Source organism: Flavobacterium sp. SORGH_AS_0622 (assembly GCF_030818825.1).
GTDB lineage: Bacteria > Bacteroidota > Bacteroidia > Flavobacteriales > Flavobacteriaceae > Flavobacterium.
In genome coordinates this window covers 2,415,435-2,433,573 of sequence record NZ_JAUTAX010000001.1, presented here as the reverse complement: position 1 = coordinate 2,433,573, position 18,139 = coordinate 2,415,435, and the positions used below count along the sequence as shown (strand labels likewise).

Genomic DNA, 18,139 nt, shown 5'->3' with positions numbered 1-18,139 from the left:
AATGTTATAGTAACTAAATTGTTTTATTTATAAGATTCTAATAATGAAGATATTTCCATTTTTTCTTTAGAAACCGAAATTCTTCCTGAACGTACAAACTGCATAATTCCGTACGGTTTGAATTTTTCGTATAATTCTTCAATTTCTGAACGTCTTCCTGATTTTGAAATCACAAAGAAATCTCTTGAAACTGTTACAATCGTAGACTGGCTGTCTTTAATTATATTTTGAATTTGTTTTTCATCGAACAACAAATTAGAAGCGATTTTAAATAATGCATTTTCTAGATAAATAGTTTCTTCATCTGTGTGATAAAATGCTTTTATAACTTCAATTTGTTTTTCAATTTGTCCAACAATATTCTGAACCCATTTTTCTGTAGTGTTTACTACAATGATAAATCTTGAAACATTCTCTATTTCTGATTCAGAAACATTTAGACTTAATATATTAATGTGACGCTTTAAGAATATTCCAGATATTCTATTTAATAAACCCACGTTATTTTCTGAGTATACCGATATGGTAAATGTTTTATCTTCCATTTGTTTTTTAGTTTATTTTGTTTCAGGTTTCAGGTTTTCCAACTTGAAACGTAAAACTTGAAACATGAAACTTTTCTTTAGCTTAATCTAATTTCTGAAACACAAGCTCCTGTTGGAATCATTGGGAAAACGTTATTTTCTTTTTCCACCATAACTTCTAAGAAGTAAGAATCTTTTGAAGCCAGCATCTCAGCGACCGCTGCATCTAAATCTTCTCTTTGTGTAACTTTTTTAGATTTGATATAATATCCTTCGGCAATTGCAATGAAATTTGGATTAATCATTTTTGTTGAAGCATATCTGTTATCAAAGAACAATTCCTGCCATTGACGTACCATTCCTAAGAATTCATTGTTTAAAATCACAATTTTCACAGGAACTTTGGTTTGAAAAATTGTTCCAAGCTCTTGAATTGTCATCTGGAAACCTCCATCACCAATAATCGCAACTACTTCACGTTCTGGTTTTCCCATTTTTGCCCCAATTGCAGCAGGCAAAGCAAATCCCATAGTTCCTAAACCTCCGGAAGTAATATTACTTTTAGTCGAATTAAATTTAGCATAGCGACAAGCAAACATCTGGTGCTGCCCAACATCTGAAACGATAATTGCATCTCCATTTGAATGTTTATTGATCATTTCAATAGTTTCTCCCATTGAAATTCCTTTGCCATTCGTTGGATTTAATTCTTCTTTAATTACAGATTCAAATTCAATATTTCTTAATTCTCTAAATTGATTGAACCACAAGTCATGAGATTTTGCTTCAATTAATGGCAATAAAGCCGCTAAAGATTCTTTTACGTCTCCTAAAACTGCAACTTCTGTTTTCACGTTTTTATCAATCTCTGCTGGATCAATTTCAAAGTGAATTACTTTTGCTTGTTTTGCATATGTTTTTAAATTACCAGTCACACGGTCGTCAAAACGCATTCCGAAAGCAATTAAAACATCGCATTCGTTTGTCAATAAATTTGGAGCGTAATTTCCGTGCATTCCCAACATTCCCACATTCAACGGATGATCTGTTGGTAATGCTGATAATCCTAAAATTGTCCAAGCTGCAGGAATTCCAGATTTTTCTACAAAAGCTTTGAATTCAGCTTCGGCTTGACCTAAAATAATTCCCTGACCAAAAACGATAAGTGGCTTTTGAGCACTATTAATTAAAGCTGCAGCTTCGGCAACTTTATCTAATTTTAATTTTGGAACTGGAACATAACTTCTAATTCCAGTACATTTTTGATAACTAAAATCAAACTCATCAAATTGAGCATTTTTAGTAATATCAATTAATACAGGCCCTGGACGTCCAGAACGAGCAATATAAAATGCTTTTGCAATAATTTCTGGAATTTGAGAAGCTTCAGTTACCTGAAAATTCCATTTTGTAACCGGAGTTGAAATTCCGATAATATCTGTTTCCTGAAAAGCATCAGATCCTAATAAATGTCTTCCAACTTGTCCTGTAATACAAACTAACGGAGTCGAATCGATTTGAGCATCTGCAATTCCTGTTACAAGGTTTGTTGCACCTGGTCCTGATGTTGCAATTGCCACCCCTACTTTTCCTGTTGCTCTTGCATACCCCTGAGCCGCATGTGTTGCGCCTTGTTCGTGGCGTACTAACACATGGTGTAACTGATCTTGAAATTTATATAATTCGTCATAAACCGGCATGATTGCTCCTCCCGGATAACCATAAACCAAGTCTACACCTTCTGCTAATAAACATCTTATAACGGCTTCTGCCCCTGATATTTTCATAGTATATTTTGTTTTCAAAAATCAATTTCAAATTTCAATATCAATTTTATATTTCGATTTAATATTGTTATTGCAATTGATTTTTGATATTGTTATTTTATTAATTAATTATCGGTAACACAGCCTGTTGATGCACTAGAAACCGATCTTGCGTATTTAAGTAAAACTCCTTTTGTAACTTTTAACGGCGGTTGTACCCAAGCCGCTTTTCTAGCTGCAAATTCTTCGTCGGAAATTTTCAGGTCAATAGTATTTTTCACGGCATCGATCGCAATTAAATCGCCATCTTTTACTAGAGCAATACCACCCCCATCATAAGCTTCTGGTGTAACGTGTCCTACCACGAATCCATGCGAACCTCCAGAGAACCTTCCATCTGTAATAAGAGCACAGCTGCTTCCTAATCCAGCGCCAATAATAGCAGATGTAGGTTTCAGCATTTCAGGCATCCCTGGACCACCTTTTGGCCCGCAATACCTGATGACGACTACATTACCTGGTTTAATTTTTCCTGCTTGAAGACCTGGAATTACTTCAAATTCACCTTCAAATACTACAGCTGGACCTTCAAAATACTCCCCTTCTTTACCGCTGATTTTTGCTACAGCACCTTCAGAAGCAAGATTTCCGTATAAAACTTGAATATTTCCAGTTGGCTTTAAAGCTTTTTGAATTTCATGAATTACTTCTTGTCCGTCTTGTAAATCTGGAGTCGAAGCTAAATTTTCGGCAACTGTTTTTCCTGTTACAGTCAAACAATCTCCGTGAATAAGTCCTGCTTTCAATAAATATTTCATTACAGCTGGAATTCCTCCAACTTCATGAATATCTTCCATCATGTATTTACCACTTGGTTTCATATCAGCCAAAACTGGCGTTCTGTCATTAATTGCTTGGAAATCATCCAAAGTAATTTTAATATCAACAGAGTGAGCCATTGCGATTAAGTGCATAACTGCATTTGTAGAACCTCCTAAAACTGCTACAATTGTAATAGCATTTTCGAAAGCCTTGCGAGTCATAATATCTCTTGGCTTAATATCTTTTTCTAATAAAACTTTAATTGCAGCTCCGGCGGCAAGACATTCGTATCTTTTTTCCTGGCTTAAAGCAGGGTTTGATGAACTGTATGGTAAGCTCATTCCTAATGCTTCAATTGCCGAAGACATTGTGTTTGCCGTATACATACCACCGCACGCACCAGCACCTGGACAAGCATTTTGAATAACTCCTTTAAAATCTTCTGGAGTAATTTCGTTTTTAACCTTTTTTCCTAAAGCTTCAAATGCTGACACAATATTTAAAGATTCACCTTTCCACTTTCCAGAGTGAATAGATCCTCCGTAAACCATCATTGCTGGACGGTTTAATCGTCCCATTGCGATTAAAGCTCCCGGCATATTTTTATCACAGCCTGGAATTGCAATTACACCATCGTACCATTGCGCTCCAACTACTGTTTCTATAGAATCTGCAATTACATCACGAGAAACCAATGAATAACGCATTCCTTCAGTTCCGTTTGAAATTCCGTCACTTACACCAATGGTATTAAAAATAAGTCCGACAAGATCTGCATCCCAAACACCTTTTTTAACATCTTTTGCTAAATCGTTCAAGTGCATATTACAAGTGTTACCATCGTAACCCATGCTCACAATTCCAACTTGTGCTTTTTTTAAATCTTCTTCAGTTAAACCAATTCCGTACAACATTGCTTGCGCCGCAGGCTGTGTTTGATCTTGAGTGATGGTCTTGCTGTACTTATTTAATTCCATTATTGCTTTATTTTATTTTAATTTTTATTCAAAAAAAAAACCTTCCAGTATTTGGAAGGTTTGTAATATAGTTTTTCAATTATATTTATAACATTCCCGATGCAGATGTGTGAATCACATTGACAACAACGACAGAAATAATAATAATTGAGATTTGCATCATTTATTTTTTAGTGTCACAAAAGTACAGAAACTTTAGGAACTAAAAAAATAAAATCTCAACATTTCAAATACTTCTTGTTATTAAATTCACTTTTTAACAAAAAATATTAAACAATTGTAGATTGTCCAATACTTACATTGTCATTATTAAAATACAGTAAATCATCTTTACTGAAAATAAAATTAGAAACGAACTCCCCTACTTCGTTTGTTCCGAATTTTGAATCTGGTTTTAAATCAACTGTTACAACTTTGTATTCAATTGCTTTTTCTACCGCTTTATAGATTACATTAGCCTCTTTAGTTAATCCAAAATGCTCTAACAAAAGTGCCGCTGCTAAAATCGAAGCAATCGGATTGGCGATGTTTTTTCCTTTTGCCTGCGGATATGATCCGTGAATTGGTTCAAACAAAGCATTTTTTTCTCCTAAAGATACTGATGGCAGTAAACCAATAGATCCTGTGATTACACTGGCTTCATCAGATAAAATATCTCCGAATAAGTTCTCAGTCAAAATCACATCAAATTGTTTCGGATTTAAAATCAACTGCATTGCCGCATTATCAACAAATAAAAAATCAAGCTTAACATCTGGATAATTTTCGCTCACTTTCTGAACTACTTTTCTCCACAATCTTGAAGTTTCCAAAACATTGGCTTTGTCTACCATTGTTAACTTTTTGCGTCGTTTTTGTGCCGATTTAAAAGCTAAATGTGCAATTCTGGTGATTTCTTCTTCTGAATATTCGCATAAATCCGAGGCATGCGTTCCTTCTTCATTAAGTGTTTTAGCTCCGAAATAAGCACCGCCTGTTAATTCTCTGAAAATTGTAAAATCAGCTCCTTCAATAATTTCTCTTTTTAAAGGAGAAGCTTCAATTAATGCTTTGTAAGGTTTTATCGGACGGATATTCGCAAACAAACCTAATTCTTTACGAAGCTTTAATAAACCTTGTTCAGGTCGAACTTTTGCATTCGGATTATTATCATATTTAGGATCTCCGATTGCACCAAGCAAAACTGCATCTGTATTTAAACACAGATTTAGTGTTTGTTCCGGCAAAGGGCTTCCTGTTTTATCAATTGCAACCGCTCCCATGAGCGCATCTTCAAAAACAAATTCATGATTATAAACTTCAGCAATAGCATACAATGCTTTTTTGGCTTGTAAAATAACCTCAGGTCCAATTCCATCTCCTGGCAAAACTGCAATTTTCAAATTCATAACGTCTCGTTCTTTATGTATTTAAATCCTTTATTATTTTTCTCTTTCTTCTTTGCTCTATTTTCTATTCTTCTTAACTAGCTTCTAATTAATTCACCTTCAATTTTAGAAGCCTCGATGATTTGATGAATATCAGCATCTAAAACTTCTTTTTTAATATCTGCAAATTTCAAAAACTCAACATATACAATATCTAACTGTGTTTTTGTAAGTTCGTAACCCACTTTTTTAGCTCTATAAGCCAAAGCAGCTCTTCCGCTTCTTGCAGTCAAAATAATTGAAGATTCGTTTACACCAACATCAAGCGGATCCATAATCTCGTAAGTTGCTCTGTTTTTGATTACACCATCTTGGTGAATACCAGAACTGTGTGCAAAAGCATTTGCTCCTACAATCGCTTTATTTGGCTGTACAATCATTCCCATACTTTCAGAAACCAAACGGCTCATTTCGTTTAATTCTCTAGTATTAATGTTTGTATCTAAATTTAAATATGGGTGTTGTTTGAAAATCATTACCACTTCTTCAAGTGCAGTATTTCCAGCTCTTTCACCAATACCATTAATAGTACATTCTATTTGTCTTGCTCCATTTATAGCCCCTGCAATTGAGTTTGCAGTTGCCATTCCTAAATCATTATGACAGTGACATGAAAGGATTACGTTTTCGATTCCTTTTACGTTTTCCTTTAAGTATTTAATTTTTGCTCCGTATTCTTCTGGAAGACAATATCCAGTAGTATCAGGAATATTCAGTACTGTTGCTCCAGATTTAATAACTTCCTCACAAACTTTAGCCAAGAAAGCGTTATCTGTTCTACCTGCATCTTCTGCGTAGAATTCAACATCTTCTACATACGATTTTGCGTGTGCTACAGCATATTTTGCTCTTGCAATAATATCTTCTGGCGTAGTATTTAATTTGTGGAGTATGTGAGATTGTGAAGTTCCGATTCCAGTATGGATTCTTGGTTTCTTAGCGTGCTTTAAAGCAGCTGCAGCAACATCAATGTCATTTTTTACGGCTCTTGTTAGTCCGCAGACGGTTGCATTTTCTACAATTTTACAAATCTCAGAGACCGATAAAAAATCGCCTGGACTTGATACAGGAAAGCCTGCTTCGATGATATCAACTCCCATTTTGTCAAGTCTTTCTGCGATAACTAATTTTTGTTTAGTATCTAACTTACATCCTGGAACTTGTTCACCATCTCGCAAAGTGGTGTCAAAAATTTGAACTTTCTCTCTATTCATATTCATTTATTTAATGTAATTTCACATCTTGATAACAAATATATATCGTACTATCGCAGTACGAAATTCATTTTAATGAAATTATACTGTTCATAAAACGATTTATACCTTATTAACTAATTTATTATCAATAAGTTACATTATTATTTTTTACAATGGCTAACCATCAAAAAGATTTCTTATTTGTTTTAATCAAATCACTTTCGAAATCAGAAAAAAGACAGTTTAAAATTTTTGCAAGCCGATTAGAGACGAGTTCAAACACAAAATTTATTGAATTATTCAACATTCTTGATAAATCTGAAGTTTATGATGAAAAGCTCATTCTTAAAAGTGGCATTATCCAAAAAGTTCAGCTATCTAACTTAAAATCATACTTATACAAGCAAATCTTAGTAAGTATAAGATTGAATATTCCCAGCCAGAATATTCGCTACCAGCTTCGTGAACAAATGGATTTTGCTGTAATTCTTTATAATAAAGGATTGTATAAGCAGAGTTTGAAAATTTTGGATAAGACCAAACAACAAGCGCTGGAGAATGATGAAAAATATATGGCGTATGAAATTGTTGAATTTGAAAAACTAATCGAATCCCAATATATTACCCGAAGTATTCAAGGTCGAGCAGACGAATTGGTTGTGCAGGCTAAAGAATTGAACTACCGCAATACGATTTCAAGCAAACTGTCAAATTTATCGCTTCAACTGTACGGAATCATGCTAAAAACGGGATACGTAAAAAGTGACGCCGAATACAAATATATTGACGATTATTTTAATAGACATATTTCAAAATTGGATGAAAGTAAATTTGGCTTTCGCGAAAAATACTGGTTTTATAATGCCAACTTGTGGCGAAGCTTTCTAGTTCAAGACTTTTTGGCCAGTTATAAATATGCCTATAAATGGGTTACATTGTTTTATGATAATCCGAACATGATTTATCTTAATCCTGTATTTTTCTTGAAAGGAAATCATTATTTCTTAGAATCGCTTTATATGTTAAAGTATAAATCTAATTTCAAGAAGTATCTGAATCTTTTAGAAGAAACTATTGCAGATCCTAAATTTCCTGTAAACGATAATATTGCATCACTATCATTTTTATATGTATATAACAATAAACTAAATCTGCACATCTTGGAAGGAACTTTTGCGGAAAGCGAATATCTAATTCCTGAGATTTTAAGCAAACTTAAAGTACATAGTGAACATCTTGATGAGCACCACGAAATGCTGTTTTTCTATAAAATTGCTTCCATTTATTTTGGAAATGAAAAATACAATGAATGCATCAATTATTTAGATAAAATCATCAACAACAAGAACTTAACAATGCGAGAAGACTTGATGTGTTTTGCAAGATTATTGTCTTTAATTGCGCATTATGAGTTAGGAAAAGATTATTACTTAGAAAATCATCTTAAAAGCACGTATAAGTTTTTATTGAAAATGAATGATTTACATGAAGTTCAGAAAGAAATCATCAAATTCCTTAAAAATTTAAATAACTTTTATCCAGCCGATATTAAGAAGGAATTCAAAAAAATGCACGATCGCTTTGTAGAGCTTGAGAAGAACACTTATGAGAAAAGAGCATTCTTATATCTTGATATTATTTCGTGGCTTGAAAGCAAAATAGAAAATAGAAAAATTGCTGATATTATAAAGGAAAAAGCGAAATTAAATAATCGTTAAGATTAAATTCCAATAGAGAAATTCCAAATTCCAATAAAAAAAAGGCTGAAAAACAATAAGTTTTTCAGCCTTTTTTTTAATTTCTGCCTTCGGTCGAAATGACAAAACGTTACGAAAACAATAAACCAGACAGGATTTACAAACCTGTCGGGTTTACTGAAGGACTTAAAATAAAATCCCAAACTCCACTTAATTGGAATTTGGGATTTTTTTATTGGATTTTTTTTTATTGGAATTTTCAAAAACTTTATTCGACAATATTCGAAGTAGTTACATAGAAATTCTTATCAACTTCGAGTTTTCTATCTTCATTTTCAGTTTTAATAGACTGCCAGTCTGTAGTTGGTTTCAACCAAGTTTCTACACCACTTATTTTTACTTTTACAGGCATATCAAATTTTGAAACACAATTGGTCCAATGATATCCTAAAGTTCCATTTTTAAACATATATTCAAAAACAGGAATTTTAGTAGTAGTTAAATACTGTGCATACACTCTGTTGAACTTAATTCCAGACTGATCGTTGATATAATCCTCAATTTGCTTAGAAGTTACCGTTTGATGATAAAAGGTCTTATTTAAGCCTCTTAAAATCGATTTCCATTTCGCATCATCATTAACAATCTGACGAATGGTGTGCAGCATATTTGCACCTTTTGGATACATATCTCCTGAACCTTCATTATTTACATCATAATGACCGATAATTGGTTTGTCGTTTTCAATACCTCTTCTGCATCCAATAACATATTCAGCGCCAGCCTCTTTTCCGTAATAATATTCCAAAAATAAACTTTCAGAATAGTTTGTAAAACTCTCGTGAATCCACATGTCTGCGATGTCTTTATAAGTGATGTTGTTTGCAAACCACTCGTGTCCAGACTCATGAATAATAATAAAATCAAATTTCAGTCCCCAGCCTGTTCCGCTTAAATCTTTTCCTAAATAACCCTGTTTATATTGATTCCCGTATGTCACAGAGCTTTGGTGTTCCATTCCTAAATAAGGCACTTCTACTAATTTGTAACTGTCTTCGTAAAATGGATAAGGTCCAAACCAATCTTCAAAAGCTTTCAGCATTTTTGGAGCATCTTTAAAATGTTCTTTTGCTAAAGCCAAATTATCTCTTAAAACATAATAATTACAATCTAAATTACCTTTTTCTCCTTTAAATATTTCAGAGAAATTAACGTAATCGCCAATATTGATATTTACGCCGTAGTTATTAATCGGATTAGAAACATACCAATTAAAAGTTTTAGTTCCGTCTTTTTCCTTTTTAACGCTTTTTAACCTTCCATTTGAAACTTCTGTCAAATCTCCGGGAACATTCACGCTGATCAGCATATTTTCTACTTCATCGTACATATGATCTTTACACGGCCACCAAACGCTTGCGCCTAAGCCCTGGCAAGAAGTAGCAATAAAATCTTTTCCGTTTTTATCTTTTTTCCAAGAAAATCCGCCATCCCATGGTGCTCTAACCGCTTCTTTTGGTTTTCCTTCAAAAGAGATGATAATTTCTTTTGTGTCTCCAACTTTTTGCTTTTCAGTCAAAGTAATAAAGAAAGCATTTCCATCTCTTTCAAATTTTACTTCTTTTCCGTTTTGAGTAACTTTAGTAATCTGCATTGGCTGCTGCAAATCGATCTGCATTTTATTATTTTCTGTCAAAACAGTATAACGAACAGTATTTGAACCCGAAATTGTTTTCTCAGATGGTTTTACTTTTACATCTAAATGATAGTATTTTAAATCCCACCAAGCTCTTTCTTTTGTAATACTGCCACGTAATGTATCCTGATGCGTAAAAACAGTTTCAGACTTATTTAAAAGTCCTTGGGCATTTGCCGTGAAACCAACTAAAAAGGCGATAAATACGCCACCAAAGTATTTTTTCATTATTTATAAATTTGTAATAAATAAGGTAATTAAACCACTTAATCTTCAACAAATGTAAACATTCAGATCAAGTATTTTAAAATTTTATGTTTTAAGGATGAAAAAATAACACCTAAATTCATTATTCTTCTATATTTTAGTGTTTTTAATCAATAAAATTTAAATATGAGATTTGATGTAATAGCTTCTTTTTTGGTTGTAATGTTATCGACAGCTGTAAATTCACAAAATATAGCTATTCATAAAACGAAAAATAAAATCAGCATTGATGGAAATTTATCAGATTGGGAAACACCTTTTCTAGGTCCGTTTGCGATTCACGATTCTGGAGAAAAAGCTGCTCAAAATACATTTGTATCACTTTCGTGGAATGACGAAAACCTTTATATAGCTTACAATTGTATCGATTCTAAAATTATTGGAAAAGCTCAAAAGAAAGATTCCCAGATTTTTTACACTGATGATTTAGTAGAACTTTTTCTTGATCCAGATGGAGATGGGCAGAATTATGTTGAAATTGGAGTAAACGCTTTTTCAAGTAATTATGATCTGCTTTTAAAATGTATTTCGCCAGAATGCGGCGGATGGAAAACCACAATGGATTTTGATATTAAAGGACTAGAATCTGTAAGTAAAATAAATCCTGATGGTTATTGTGTCGAAATTAAAATTCCTTTTTCAAGCCTTAAAAATATTAAAAACGGTAATTTTTTAAAACCAGAAATTGGTACAAAATGGAAAGGAAGTGCTTTTAGAATAGATTACGGTAACAGTATCGAATACCTTGCATTACAACCTTATAAGAGTTTAAAATTTGGTTTTCATCAGCCAGCAGAATTAGCGGTTTTTGAGTTTGTGGAGTAATTAGTTTCATTTGTTTCAGGTTTCAGGTTTCAGGTTACGCACGTTAGCCCGAAACCTGAAACCTGAAACTTGAAACAAAACTTTTACTTCTGACGTTTCTTTAAAACATCCACAACATCATTCAGCTGATAACCTTTTGCCTGCAATAAAATTAGGTAATGAAAAAGCAAATCGGCGCTTTCGCTAAGAAACAAATCATCATTATTATCTTTTGCTTCAATAACCACTTCTACAGCTTCTTCACCCACTTTTTGAGCAATTTTATTGATTCCTTTTTCGAATAAAGAAGCTACATAACTTTTTTCAGAATCAGCGTTTTCTCTGCGAGTTTTGATTGTGTTTTCTAATTGAGAAATGAAGCCATAATTCGCTTCATTTGGTTCCTGCCAGCAGGTATCGGCACCAGTATGACAAGTTGGTCCAACAGGTTTTGCCTGAATCAAAAGCGTATCGCCATCGCAGTCATTTTTAATGCTTACCAAATTTAAAAAGTTACCACTCTCCTCACCTTTTGTCCAAAGTCTTTGTTTGGAACGACTGAAAAAAGTTACTTTCTGTGTCTCTATTGTTTTTTGAAGCGATTCTTCGTTCATATAGCCCAGCATCAAAACATTTTTTGTTTCTGAATCTTGGATTATAGCCGGAATTAATCCGTGTGCGCTTTTGATATCGATATCCATTTTTTATTTTAGATTTTAGAGTTCAGATTTTAGATTCTCTGAATTCTTGTTATTTTAGATTAAATCTACTCTTTCTTCTTTCTTCTTGTTTCTTGTCTTTCTTCTCGTTTCTTGCTTTTCTTTAAAGTCTAACTTCCACTCCATTATTCTTCAGTTCTTCTTTCAAAGCTTTGATTTCGATTTCTTTAAAGTGAAAAACGCTTGCTGCCAAAGCCGCATCTGCTTTTCCATCTTTAAACGAATCTACAAAATGCTGTATATTTCCTGCTCCGCCTGAAGCAATGATTGGAATATTAACTAATTCGGAAAGTTTCGCCAAAGCTTCATTTGCAAACCCATTTTTAGTTCCGTCATTGTCCATTGAAGTAAATAAAATTTCGCCGGCACCGCGTTCTGCCACTTCAACAGCCCAATCGAATAGATTTAGTTCTGTTGGTACTTTTCCTCCTACTAAATGTACAATCCATTGTCCATCAATTTGTTTGGCGTCGATTGCGACAACAACGCATTGACTTCCAAATTTCTGAGCCAAATCATTAATTAATTGCGGATTTTTGACTGCTGATGAATTTATGGAAACTTTATCTGCGCCATTATTCAGCAGAATGTCAACATCTTCAACAGATGAAATTCCGCCGCCAACTGTAAACGGAATATTGATTTTCTCTGCAACACTTCGCACCATATTTACAAGTGTTTTGCGTCTTTCTTCCGTTGCCGAAATATCCAGAAAAACTAATTCATCTGCGCCTTCTTTTGAATAAATTTCAGCCAATTCAACGGGATCTCCCGCATCGCGCAAATCAACGAAATTAACACCTTTTACGGTTCTTCCGTTTTTTATATCTAAGCAGGGTATTATTCTTTTTGCTAACATTTCTTTAATGTGTTAATTAGATAATTAGTCAATTAGATAATTATTTTCGTCACGCATAAATTATCTAATTATCAAATTTTCTCATTTTCTAATTATAAAATCCTCTAACTGTTTTAAAGTGATTCTCCCTTCGTAAATCGCTTTTCCTATAATCGTTCCTTCGCAGCCTAATTCGGCTAATTTTGGTAATTCGTCGAAGGTTGAAATACCGCCGGAAGCAATTAATTTTACTCCTTTCGCTTCCGCTAAAATTTTGCTGTACAAATCAAAACTTGGGCCTTGAAGCATTCCGTCTTTTGCAATATCAGTACAGATAACATACTGAATTCCTTTTGTTTGATAATCCTGAATAAACGGAACTAAATCTTCATTTGATTCTTCCAGCCAGCCTGAAACTGCTATTTTTTCGTCTTTTGCATCTGCACCAAGAATGATTTTTTCTGATCCGTACTCCGAAATCCATTTTTCGAAAATAGCTCTGTTTTTTACGGCTATACTTCCACCTGTAATCTGATTTGCACCGCTTTCAAAAGCAATTCTCAAATCGTCATCCGATTTTAATCCGCCTCCAAAATCGATCTTTAAACTTGTTTGCGTCGCAATTTGTTCTAATATCTTGTAATTAACAATTTTACTCGATTTTGCACCATCAAGATCCACTAAATGCAGATATTCAATTCCGTGTGCTTCAAATGATTTCGCCACTTCAAGCGGATTCTCATTGTAAATTATTTTCGTATCATAATCGCCTTTGGACAAACGAACACATTTTCCGTCAATGATATCTATGGCTGGTATTATTCTCATTTTTCTATTTTAGATTATTGATTTTAGATTTTAGATTATTCAAAAAGTATTATTGAATTAGTAATTTCTAAAATTGATGTTTTGATTGAAATTGATTTTGATATTGGAATTTGGAATTTAATCTTTGGGATTTAGTTTCAAAAAATTTCCAAGAATCTTCTCTCCAATATCGCCACTTTTTTCTGGGTGGAATTGAGTTCCGTAAAAATTATCTCTTTGCAAAGCCGATGCATATTCAACGTCATAATTCGTTGTAGCAATGGCATCATCGCAATTTGGCGCGTAAAAACTATGCACTAAATACATGAATTCATTTTCAGAAATTCCCTTAAACAAATCCGATTTTAAGTCATAAATCTGATTCCATCCCATTTGCGGGACTTTAACGCTGTTTGAGAATTTTACAACATCAATATCAAAAATACCTAAACCTTTTGTATTTCCCTCTTCAGACGAATTACACATTAACTGCATTCCCAAACAAATACCTAAAACGGGTTGTTTCAATTGCGGAATCAAACTATCTAAACCGCTTTCGCGAAGTTTAGCCATCGCCGAACTTGCCTCGCCCACACCAGGAAAAATCACTTTATCTGCCGATTTAATTTCATCCGGATTATTACTCAAAACAGCATTAAATCCCAATCTTTCAATAGCAAACATAATGCTCTGAATATTTCCTGCTCCGTAATTAATAATTACTATTTTCATTAAAAAAGCTTTAAGCTTTAAGCCATAAGCTTTAGGCCTAATGCCTACAGCCTATTGCTTATAGCGTTTTACAACATTCCTTTCGTCGAAGGTAAAATCATTTTCTCAGTATCTCTTTTTACGGCAACTTTTATCGCTTTCGCGAAAGCTTTAAAAATTGCTTCGATTTTATGATGTTCGTTGATTCCTTCTGCTTTGATATTTAAGTTGGCTTTTGCACCGTCTGTAAACGATTTGAAGAAATGATAGAACATTTCGGTTGGCATTTTACCGACCATTTCACGTTTGAATTCGGTTTCCCAAATCAACCAGTTTCTACCGCCGAAATCAATTGCTGCTTGTGCTAAACAATCATCCATTGGAAGACAAAATCCGTAACGCTCAATTCCTAATTTGTTTCCTAGCGCTTTCGCGAAAACTTCACCTAAAGCGATTGCCGTATCTTCGATTGTATGATGCTCATCAACCTCTAAATCACCTTTTACAAGGATTTCTAAGTCCATTTGACCGTGACGTGAAATCTGGTCTAACATGTGATCAAAAAAAGCAATTCCAGTATCAATTTTACTTTTTCCGGTTCCATCCAAGTTTAAATTGATATAAATATCCGTTTCATTTGTTTTACGAGTTATTGACGCAGAACGTGCTTCTAACTTTAAAAACTCATAGATTTTTTTCCAATCCATGGTTTGCAAAACGATTGTTTCATCTAATTCTTCGCGTTTTAATGAAATTTCGTTACTGCCAATTCCATCGATATCATTCATGTAGATCGCTTTTGCTCCCAGATTTTTAGCCAATTCAACATCGGTTAAACGATCTCCTAAAACAAAAGAATTTTCTAAATCATATTCTGGATTATTCAAGTATTTCGTAAGCATTCCTGTTCTAGGCTTGCGTGTTGGCGCATTTTCTTCTGGAAAAGATCTGTCCACAAAAATCTCATTAAAAACAACTCCTTCGTTTTCAAAAGCTTTTAGAATGAAATTTTGTGTTGGCCAAAAGGTATCCTCAGGAAAACTATCCGTTCCTAATCCGTCCTGATTGGTTACCATTGCTAATTCGTAGTCTAATTCGCTGGCAATTTTTGCTAGATATTGAAAAGCTTTTGGATAAAATTCCAGTTTGTCTAAGCTGTCTAATTGGTAATTTTCAGGTTCTAAAACGATCGTTCCATCACGATCGATAAAAAGTACTTTTTTCATGTTTTATTTTTTGAGAATATAGAAGATAGAGTAAAGAGAATAGATTTTTCATTCTATTTTTAAAGTTCTTACTTTTTTCTTTACTCTATATTCTTTACTCTATATTCTTTACTCTATATTCTTTGATTCTATTTTTCTATTTCAACAACTTTAATTCTTTAATTAAAACTGCATTTTCCTCTTCTGTTCCAATTGTAAAACGAAGGCAGTTTTCGCATAATGGCTGTGTGGTTCTGTTACGAATTACAATTCCTTTTTCGATTAATTGATCATATCTTTTGTTAGCATCATCTACTTTTACCAAAACAAAATTAGCTTCTGTAGGATAAATTTTTTCTACAAAATTTATTTCAAGTAAAACTTTAAGTAATTCTTCTCTTTGATTTATAATAGAAGCTATTTCTTGTTTTATCTTTTCAGAATCTTTTAAACGTTCAATAGTTCTTTGCTGCGTCAATTCGTTTACATTATAAGGCGGTTTTATTTTATTCAAAACTGAAATAACAGCTTCTGATGCATAACAAATTCCTAAACGAATTCCAGCTAAACCATAGGCTTTTGAAAGCGTCTGAGTAATTACCAAATTTGGATATTCATCAATTTCTACAAGCCAGCTTTCTTTTTCTGAAAAGTCAATATAAGCTTCATCAATTACAACTAAACCTTTAAAGTTTTGAAGTAATTTCACAATGCTTTCGTCTGAAAAAGAATTTCCAGTCGGGTTATTGGGTGAGCATAAAAAGATGATTTTTGTATTTTCATCGACAGCTTCTAAAATTTTTTCTACTTGAGGCTGAAAATCATTTGTAAGCAGAATTTCTCTGTTTTCTACTGCGTTGATATTCGCTAAAACGCTGTATATTCCGTACGTAGGCGGCAACGTAATAATATTATCTGTTTTTGGTTCGCAGAAAGCTCTGAAAATCAAATCTAAAACTTCATCACTTCCATTTCCTAACAAAATCTGACTCTGTTTAGTATTATTATTTTTGGCTAAAATGGCTTTAACCGAATTCTGTTGTGGATCTGGATAACGATTTACTCCATTTTGAAACGGATTTTCATTTGCATCCAAAAAAATCATATCGGCAGTATCGAAATCTTCAAACTCATCTCTCGCCGAAGAATATGGCTTTAAAGATTTTACGTTTTCACGTGTAATTGTATTTATATCGAATTTCATTATCTTAATTTTTAGAATATAGAGAATAGAATAAAGAGAATAGACTTCCAACATTATCTATTATTTTCTATTCTATGTTCTTTCTTCTATTTTCTATATTCTGTGTTCTATATTCTTTATTCTAAACTCTTCAATCTTAAGGTAACAGCATTCTTATGCGCTTGCAAACCTTCCGCTTCAGCCATAAGCTCAATTGCTTTTCCAATATTTTGAATACCTTTTTCTGAAATTTTTTGGAATGTCATCGATTTCATGAAACTATCTAAATTTACACCGCTGTAATTTTTAGCATATCCATTTGTCGGCAAGGTGTGATTGGTTCCTGAGGCATAATCTCCAGCACTTTCGGGAGTATAATTCCCAATAAAAACAGAACCTGCATTTACGATTCCGTTGCAGTAAAAATCATCGTATTGAGAACAGATGATAAAGTGCTCTGGTCCGTATTCGTTGATTAAATCTAAAGCAATCTTATCATTTTCAACATAAATCAATTTCGAATTTTCAATTGCTTTTTCTGCAATTGCTTTTCTGGGAAGAACTTCTATTTGAGATTGGATTTCCTTTTCTACTTCATCAATTAATTTCTTTGAAGTCGAAACCAAAATTACCTGACTATCAGTTCCATGTTCTGCCTGAGACAATAAATCTGATGCTACAAATGCAGGAACCGCAGTATCATCAGCAATAATTAATAATTCTGAAGGACCAGCCGGCATGTCAATTGCAACACCAAATTGAGTTGCTAATTGCTTAGCTACGGTTACAAACTGATTTCCAGGGCCGAAAATTTTATACACTTTTGGAATAGATTGTGTTCCAAATGTCATTCCGGCGATCGCCTGAATTCCGCCTACTTTTAAAATCTTAGTTACACCGCATAAATTTGCTGCGTATAAAATTGCTGGATTAATTTTCCCTGATTTATCTGGCGGCGAACACAAAACAATTTCTTTGCAGCCCGCAATTTCAGCAGGAACAGCAAGCATTAAAACTGTTGAAAACAAAGGGGCTGTACCTCCTGGAATATACAAACCAATTTTCTGAATCGGTCTTTTTTCCTGCCAGCAATTTACGCCTTCGATAGTCTCTAGTTCAATTCTATCTGTTTTTTGAGCTTTGTGAAATTTATAAATATTGTCTTTTGCTAATTTGATTCCCTCTTTTAATTCGTTCGGAATCAGATTAATTGCTTCACTAATTTCTTCTTTAGAAACTTCATAATTATCTAAGGAAATTCCATCAAAGATTGAAGTGTATTTTGCAACTGCTTCATCTCCTTTTTTCTGAACTTCTTTGAAGATTTCTTTTACCGTAACCTCAATATCATCAATGGTTTGAGTTGGTCTCTTTAATATTTCAGACCAGGTTTCTGGTTTTGGATTGTTTATCTTATTCATTATTTTTATGCTTTATGCTATAAGCTGTAGGCTTTAAGCTTTTTAAACTATCTTTAATTTCTTTGGCAAAAGCTTAAAG

15 protein-coding genes are annotated in these 18,139 nt (G+C 33.3%); 2 read left to right on the top strand and 13 right to left on the bottom strand.

The genetic code is table 11. The features are described 5' to 3' along the window. Positions 1 to 23 precede the first annotated feature (23 nt). The 5 genes from ilvN to QE431_RS10525 form a co-directional block, all read right to left on the bottom strand. On the bottom strand, positions 24 to 545 hold the full coding sequence (ilvN, locus tag QE431_RS10545; protein WP_057117994.1) for an acetolactate synthase small subunit: 522 nt from the start codon (positions 543 to 545) through the stop codon (positions 24 to 26). A 77-nt stretch (positions 546 to 622) separates the two neighbouring features. Beyond that, positions 623 to 2,311, bottom strand: coding sequence for a biosynthetic-type acetolactate synthase large subunit (ilvB, locus tag QE431_RS10540; protein ID WP_307295551.1), 1,689 nt, complete (start codon positions 2,309 to 2,311; stop codon positions 623 to 625). A 104-nt stretch (positions 2,312 to 2,415) separates the two neighbouring features. Continuing rightward, positions 2,416 to 4,089, bottom strand: coding sequence for a dihydroxy-acid dehydratase (gene ilvD / locus QE431_RS10535; RefSeq protein ID WP_307295549.1), 1,674 nt, complete (start codon positions 4,087 to 4,089; stop codon positions 2,416 to 2,418). A gap of 269 nt (positions 4,090 to 4,358) precedes the next feature. Continuing rightward, positions 4,359 to 5,477, bottom strand: coding sequence for a 3-isopropylmalate dehydrogenase (gene leuB / locus QE431_RS10530; protein ID WP_057117997.1), 1,119 nt, complete (start codon positions 5,475 to 5,477; stop codon positions 4,359 to 4,361). Positions 5,478 to 5,554: 77 nt separating this feature from the next. After that, entirely contained in the window at positions 5,555 to 6,730 is a 1,176-nt protein-coding gene (locus QE431_RS10525; RefSeq protein WP_057117998.1) for a 2-isopropylmalate synthase, read from the bottom strand. Positions 6,731 to 6,885: 155 nt separating this feature from the next. Here QE431_RS10525 and QE431_RS10520 point away from each other — a divergent pair, with 155 nt between their 5' ends. Then, positions 6,886 to 8,430 carry a hypothetical protein gene (locus QE431_RS10520; protein WP_134141302.1) on the top strand — a complete coding sequence of 515 codons (1,545 nt, stop codon included), beginning with the start codon at positions 6,886 to 6,888 and terminating at the stop codon, positions 8,428 to 8,430. Between the two features lie 247 nt (positions 8,431 to 8,677). Here the strand turns inward: QE431_RS10520 and QE431_RS10515 are convergent, their stop codons facing one another. Then, a complete protein-coding gene (locus tag QE431_RS10515) occupies positions 8,678 to 10,333 on the bottom strand; it encodes a M1 family metallopeptidase (RefSeq protein ID WP_307295546.1) in 1,656 nt (551 codons plus the stop codon). Between the two features lie 165 nt (positions 10,334 to 10,498). Between QE431_RS10515 and QE431_RS10510 the strand changes: the two genes are divergently transcribed. After that, positions 10,499 to 11,197 (top strand): carbohydrate-binding family 9-like protein, encoded by a 699-nt coding sequence (locus QE431_RS10510; protein WP_307295544.1) that lies wholly within the window; start codon positions 10,499 to 10,501, stop codon positions 11,195 to 11,197. 83 nt (positions 11,198 to 11,280) lie between these two features. Here QE431_RS10510 and hisIE read toward each other — a convergent pair whose 3' ends face one another. The 7 genes from hisIE to hisD all read right to left on the bottom strand — a co-directional run bounded on the left by hisIE (position 11,281) and on the right by hisD (position 18,060). Next, positions 11,281 to 11,877 carry a bifunctional phosphoribosyl-AMP cyclohydrolase/phosphoribosyl-ATP diphosphatase HisIE gene (hisIE, locus tag QE431_RS10505; protein ID WP_057118002.1) on the bottom strand — a complete coding sequence of 199 codons (597 nt, stop codon included), beginning with the start codon at positions 11,875 to 11,877 and terminating at the stop codon, positions 11,281 to 11,283. A 121-nt stretch (positions 11,878 to 11,998) separates the two neighbouring features. After that, a complete protein-coding gene (gene hisF, locus QE431_RS10500; protein WP_307295541.1) occupies positions 11,999 to 12,754 on the bottom strand; it encodes an imidazole glycerol phosphate synthase subunit HisF in 756 nt (251 codons plus the stop codon). An 81-nt stretch (positions 12,755 to 12,835) separates the two neighbouring features. Beyond that, on the bottom strand, positions 12,836 to 13,561 hold the full coding sequence (gene hisA / locus QE431_RS10495) for a 1-(5-phosphoribosyl)-5-[(5-phosphoribosylamino)methylideneamino]imidazole-4-carboxamide isomerase (RefSeq protein WP_307295539.1): 726 nt from the start codon (positions 13,559 to 13,561) through the stop codon (positions 12,836 to 12,838). A 117-nt stretch (positions 13,562 to 13,678) separates the two neighbouring features. After that, positions 13,679 to 14,272: an imidazole glycerol phosphate synthase subunit HisH gene (gene hisH / locus QE431_RS10490; protein WP_307295536.1), complete on the bottom strand. Its 594-nt coding sequence runs from the start codon at positions 14,270 to 14,272 to the stop codon at positions 13,679 to 13,681. Positions 14,273 to 14,340: 68 nt separating this feature from the next. Next, positions 14,341 to 15,477: a bifunctional histidinol-phosphatase/imidazoleglycerol-phosphate dehydratase HisB gene (gene hisB, locus QE431_RS10485; RefSeq protein ID WP_307295534.1), complete on the bottom strand. Its 1,137-nt coding sequence runs from the start codon at positions 15,475 to 15,477 to the stop codon at positions 14,341 to 14,343. Between the two features lie 136 nt (positions 15,478 to 15,613). Next, positions 15,614 to 16,660 carry a histidinol-phosphate transaminase gene (gene hisC / locus QE431_RS10480; RefSeq protein ID WP_307295531.1) on the bottom strand — a complete coding sequence of 349 codons (1,047 nt, stop codon included), beginning with the start codon at positions 16,658 to 16,660 and terminating at the stop codon, positions 15,614 to 15,616. 116 nt (positions 16,661 to 16,776) lie between these two features. Then, positions 16,777 to 18,060 (bottom strand): histidinol dehydrogenase, encoded by a 1,284-nt coding sequence (hisD, locus tag QE431_RS10475; protein WP_307295529.1) that lies wholly within the window; start codon positions 18,058 to 18,060, stop codon positions 16,777 to 16,779. Between the last annotated feature and the right edge of the window lie 79 nt (positions 18,061 to 18,139).

Excerpts from the sequence above, each read along its gene's own strand:
- leuB (WP_057117997.1), bottom strand. The coding sequence starts at position 5,477 with ATGAATTTGAAAATTGCAGTTTTGCCAGGAGATGGAATTGGACCTGAG.
- QE431_RS10520 (WP_134141302.1), top strand. The coding sequence starts at position 6,886 with ATGGCTAACCATCAAAAAGATTTCTTATTTGTTTTAATCAAATCACTT.
- ilvD (WP_307295549.1), bottom strand. The coding sequence starts at position 4,089 with ATGGAATTAAATAAGTACAGCAAGACCATCACTCAAGATCAAACACAG.
- hisD (WP_307295529.1), bottom strand. The coding sequence starts at position 18,060 with ATGAATAAGATAAACAATCCAAAACCAGAAACCTGGTCTGAAATATTA.
- hisH (WP_307295536.1), bottom strand. The coding sequence starts at position 14,272 with ATGAAAATAGTAATTATTAATTACGGAGCAGGAAATATTCAGAGCATT.
- ilvB (WP_307295551.1), bottom strand. The coding sequence starts at position 2,311 with ATGAAAATATCAGGGGCAGAAGCCGTTATAAGATGTTTATTAGCAGAA.
- QE431_RS10515 (WP_307295546.1), bottom strand. The coding sequence starts at position 10,333 with ATGAAAAAATACTTTGGTGGCGTATTTATCGCCTTTTTAGTTGGTTTC.
- hisA (WP_307295539.1), bottom strand. The coding sequence starts at position 13,561 with ATGAGAATAATACCAGCCATAGATATCATTGACGGAAAATGTGTTCGT.
- QE431_RS10525 (WP_057117998.1), bottom strand. The coding sequence starts at position 6,730 with ATGAATAGAGAGAAAGTTCAAATTTTTGACACCACTTTGCGAGATGGT.
- hisF (WP_307295541.1), bottom strand. The coding sequence starts at position 12,754 with ATGTTAGCAAAAAGAATAATACCCTGCTTAGATATAAAAAACGGAAGA.
- ilvN (WP_057117994.1), bottom strand. The coding sequence starts at position 545 with ATGGAAGATAAAACATTTACCATATCGGTATACTCAGAAAATAACGTG.
- QE431_RS10510 (WP_307295544.1), top strand. The coding sequence starts at position 10,499 with ATGAGATTTGATGTAATAGCTTCTTTTTTGGTTGTAATGTTATCGACA.
- hisB (WP_307295534.1), bottom strand. The coding sequence starts at position 15,477 with ATGAAAAAAGTACTTTTTATCGATCGTGATGGAACGATCGTTTTAGAA.
- hisIE (WP_057118002.1), bottom strand. The coding sequence starts at position 11,877 with ATGGATATCGATATCAAAAGCGCACACGGATTAATTCCGGCTATAATC.
- hisC (WP_307295531.1), bottom strand. The coding sequence starts at position 16,660 with ATGAAATTCGATATAAATACAATTACACGTGAAAACGTAAAATCTTTA.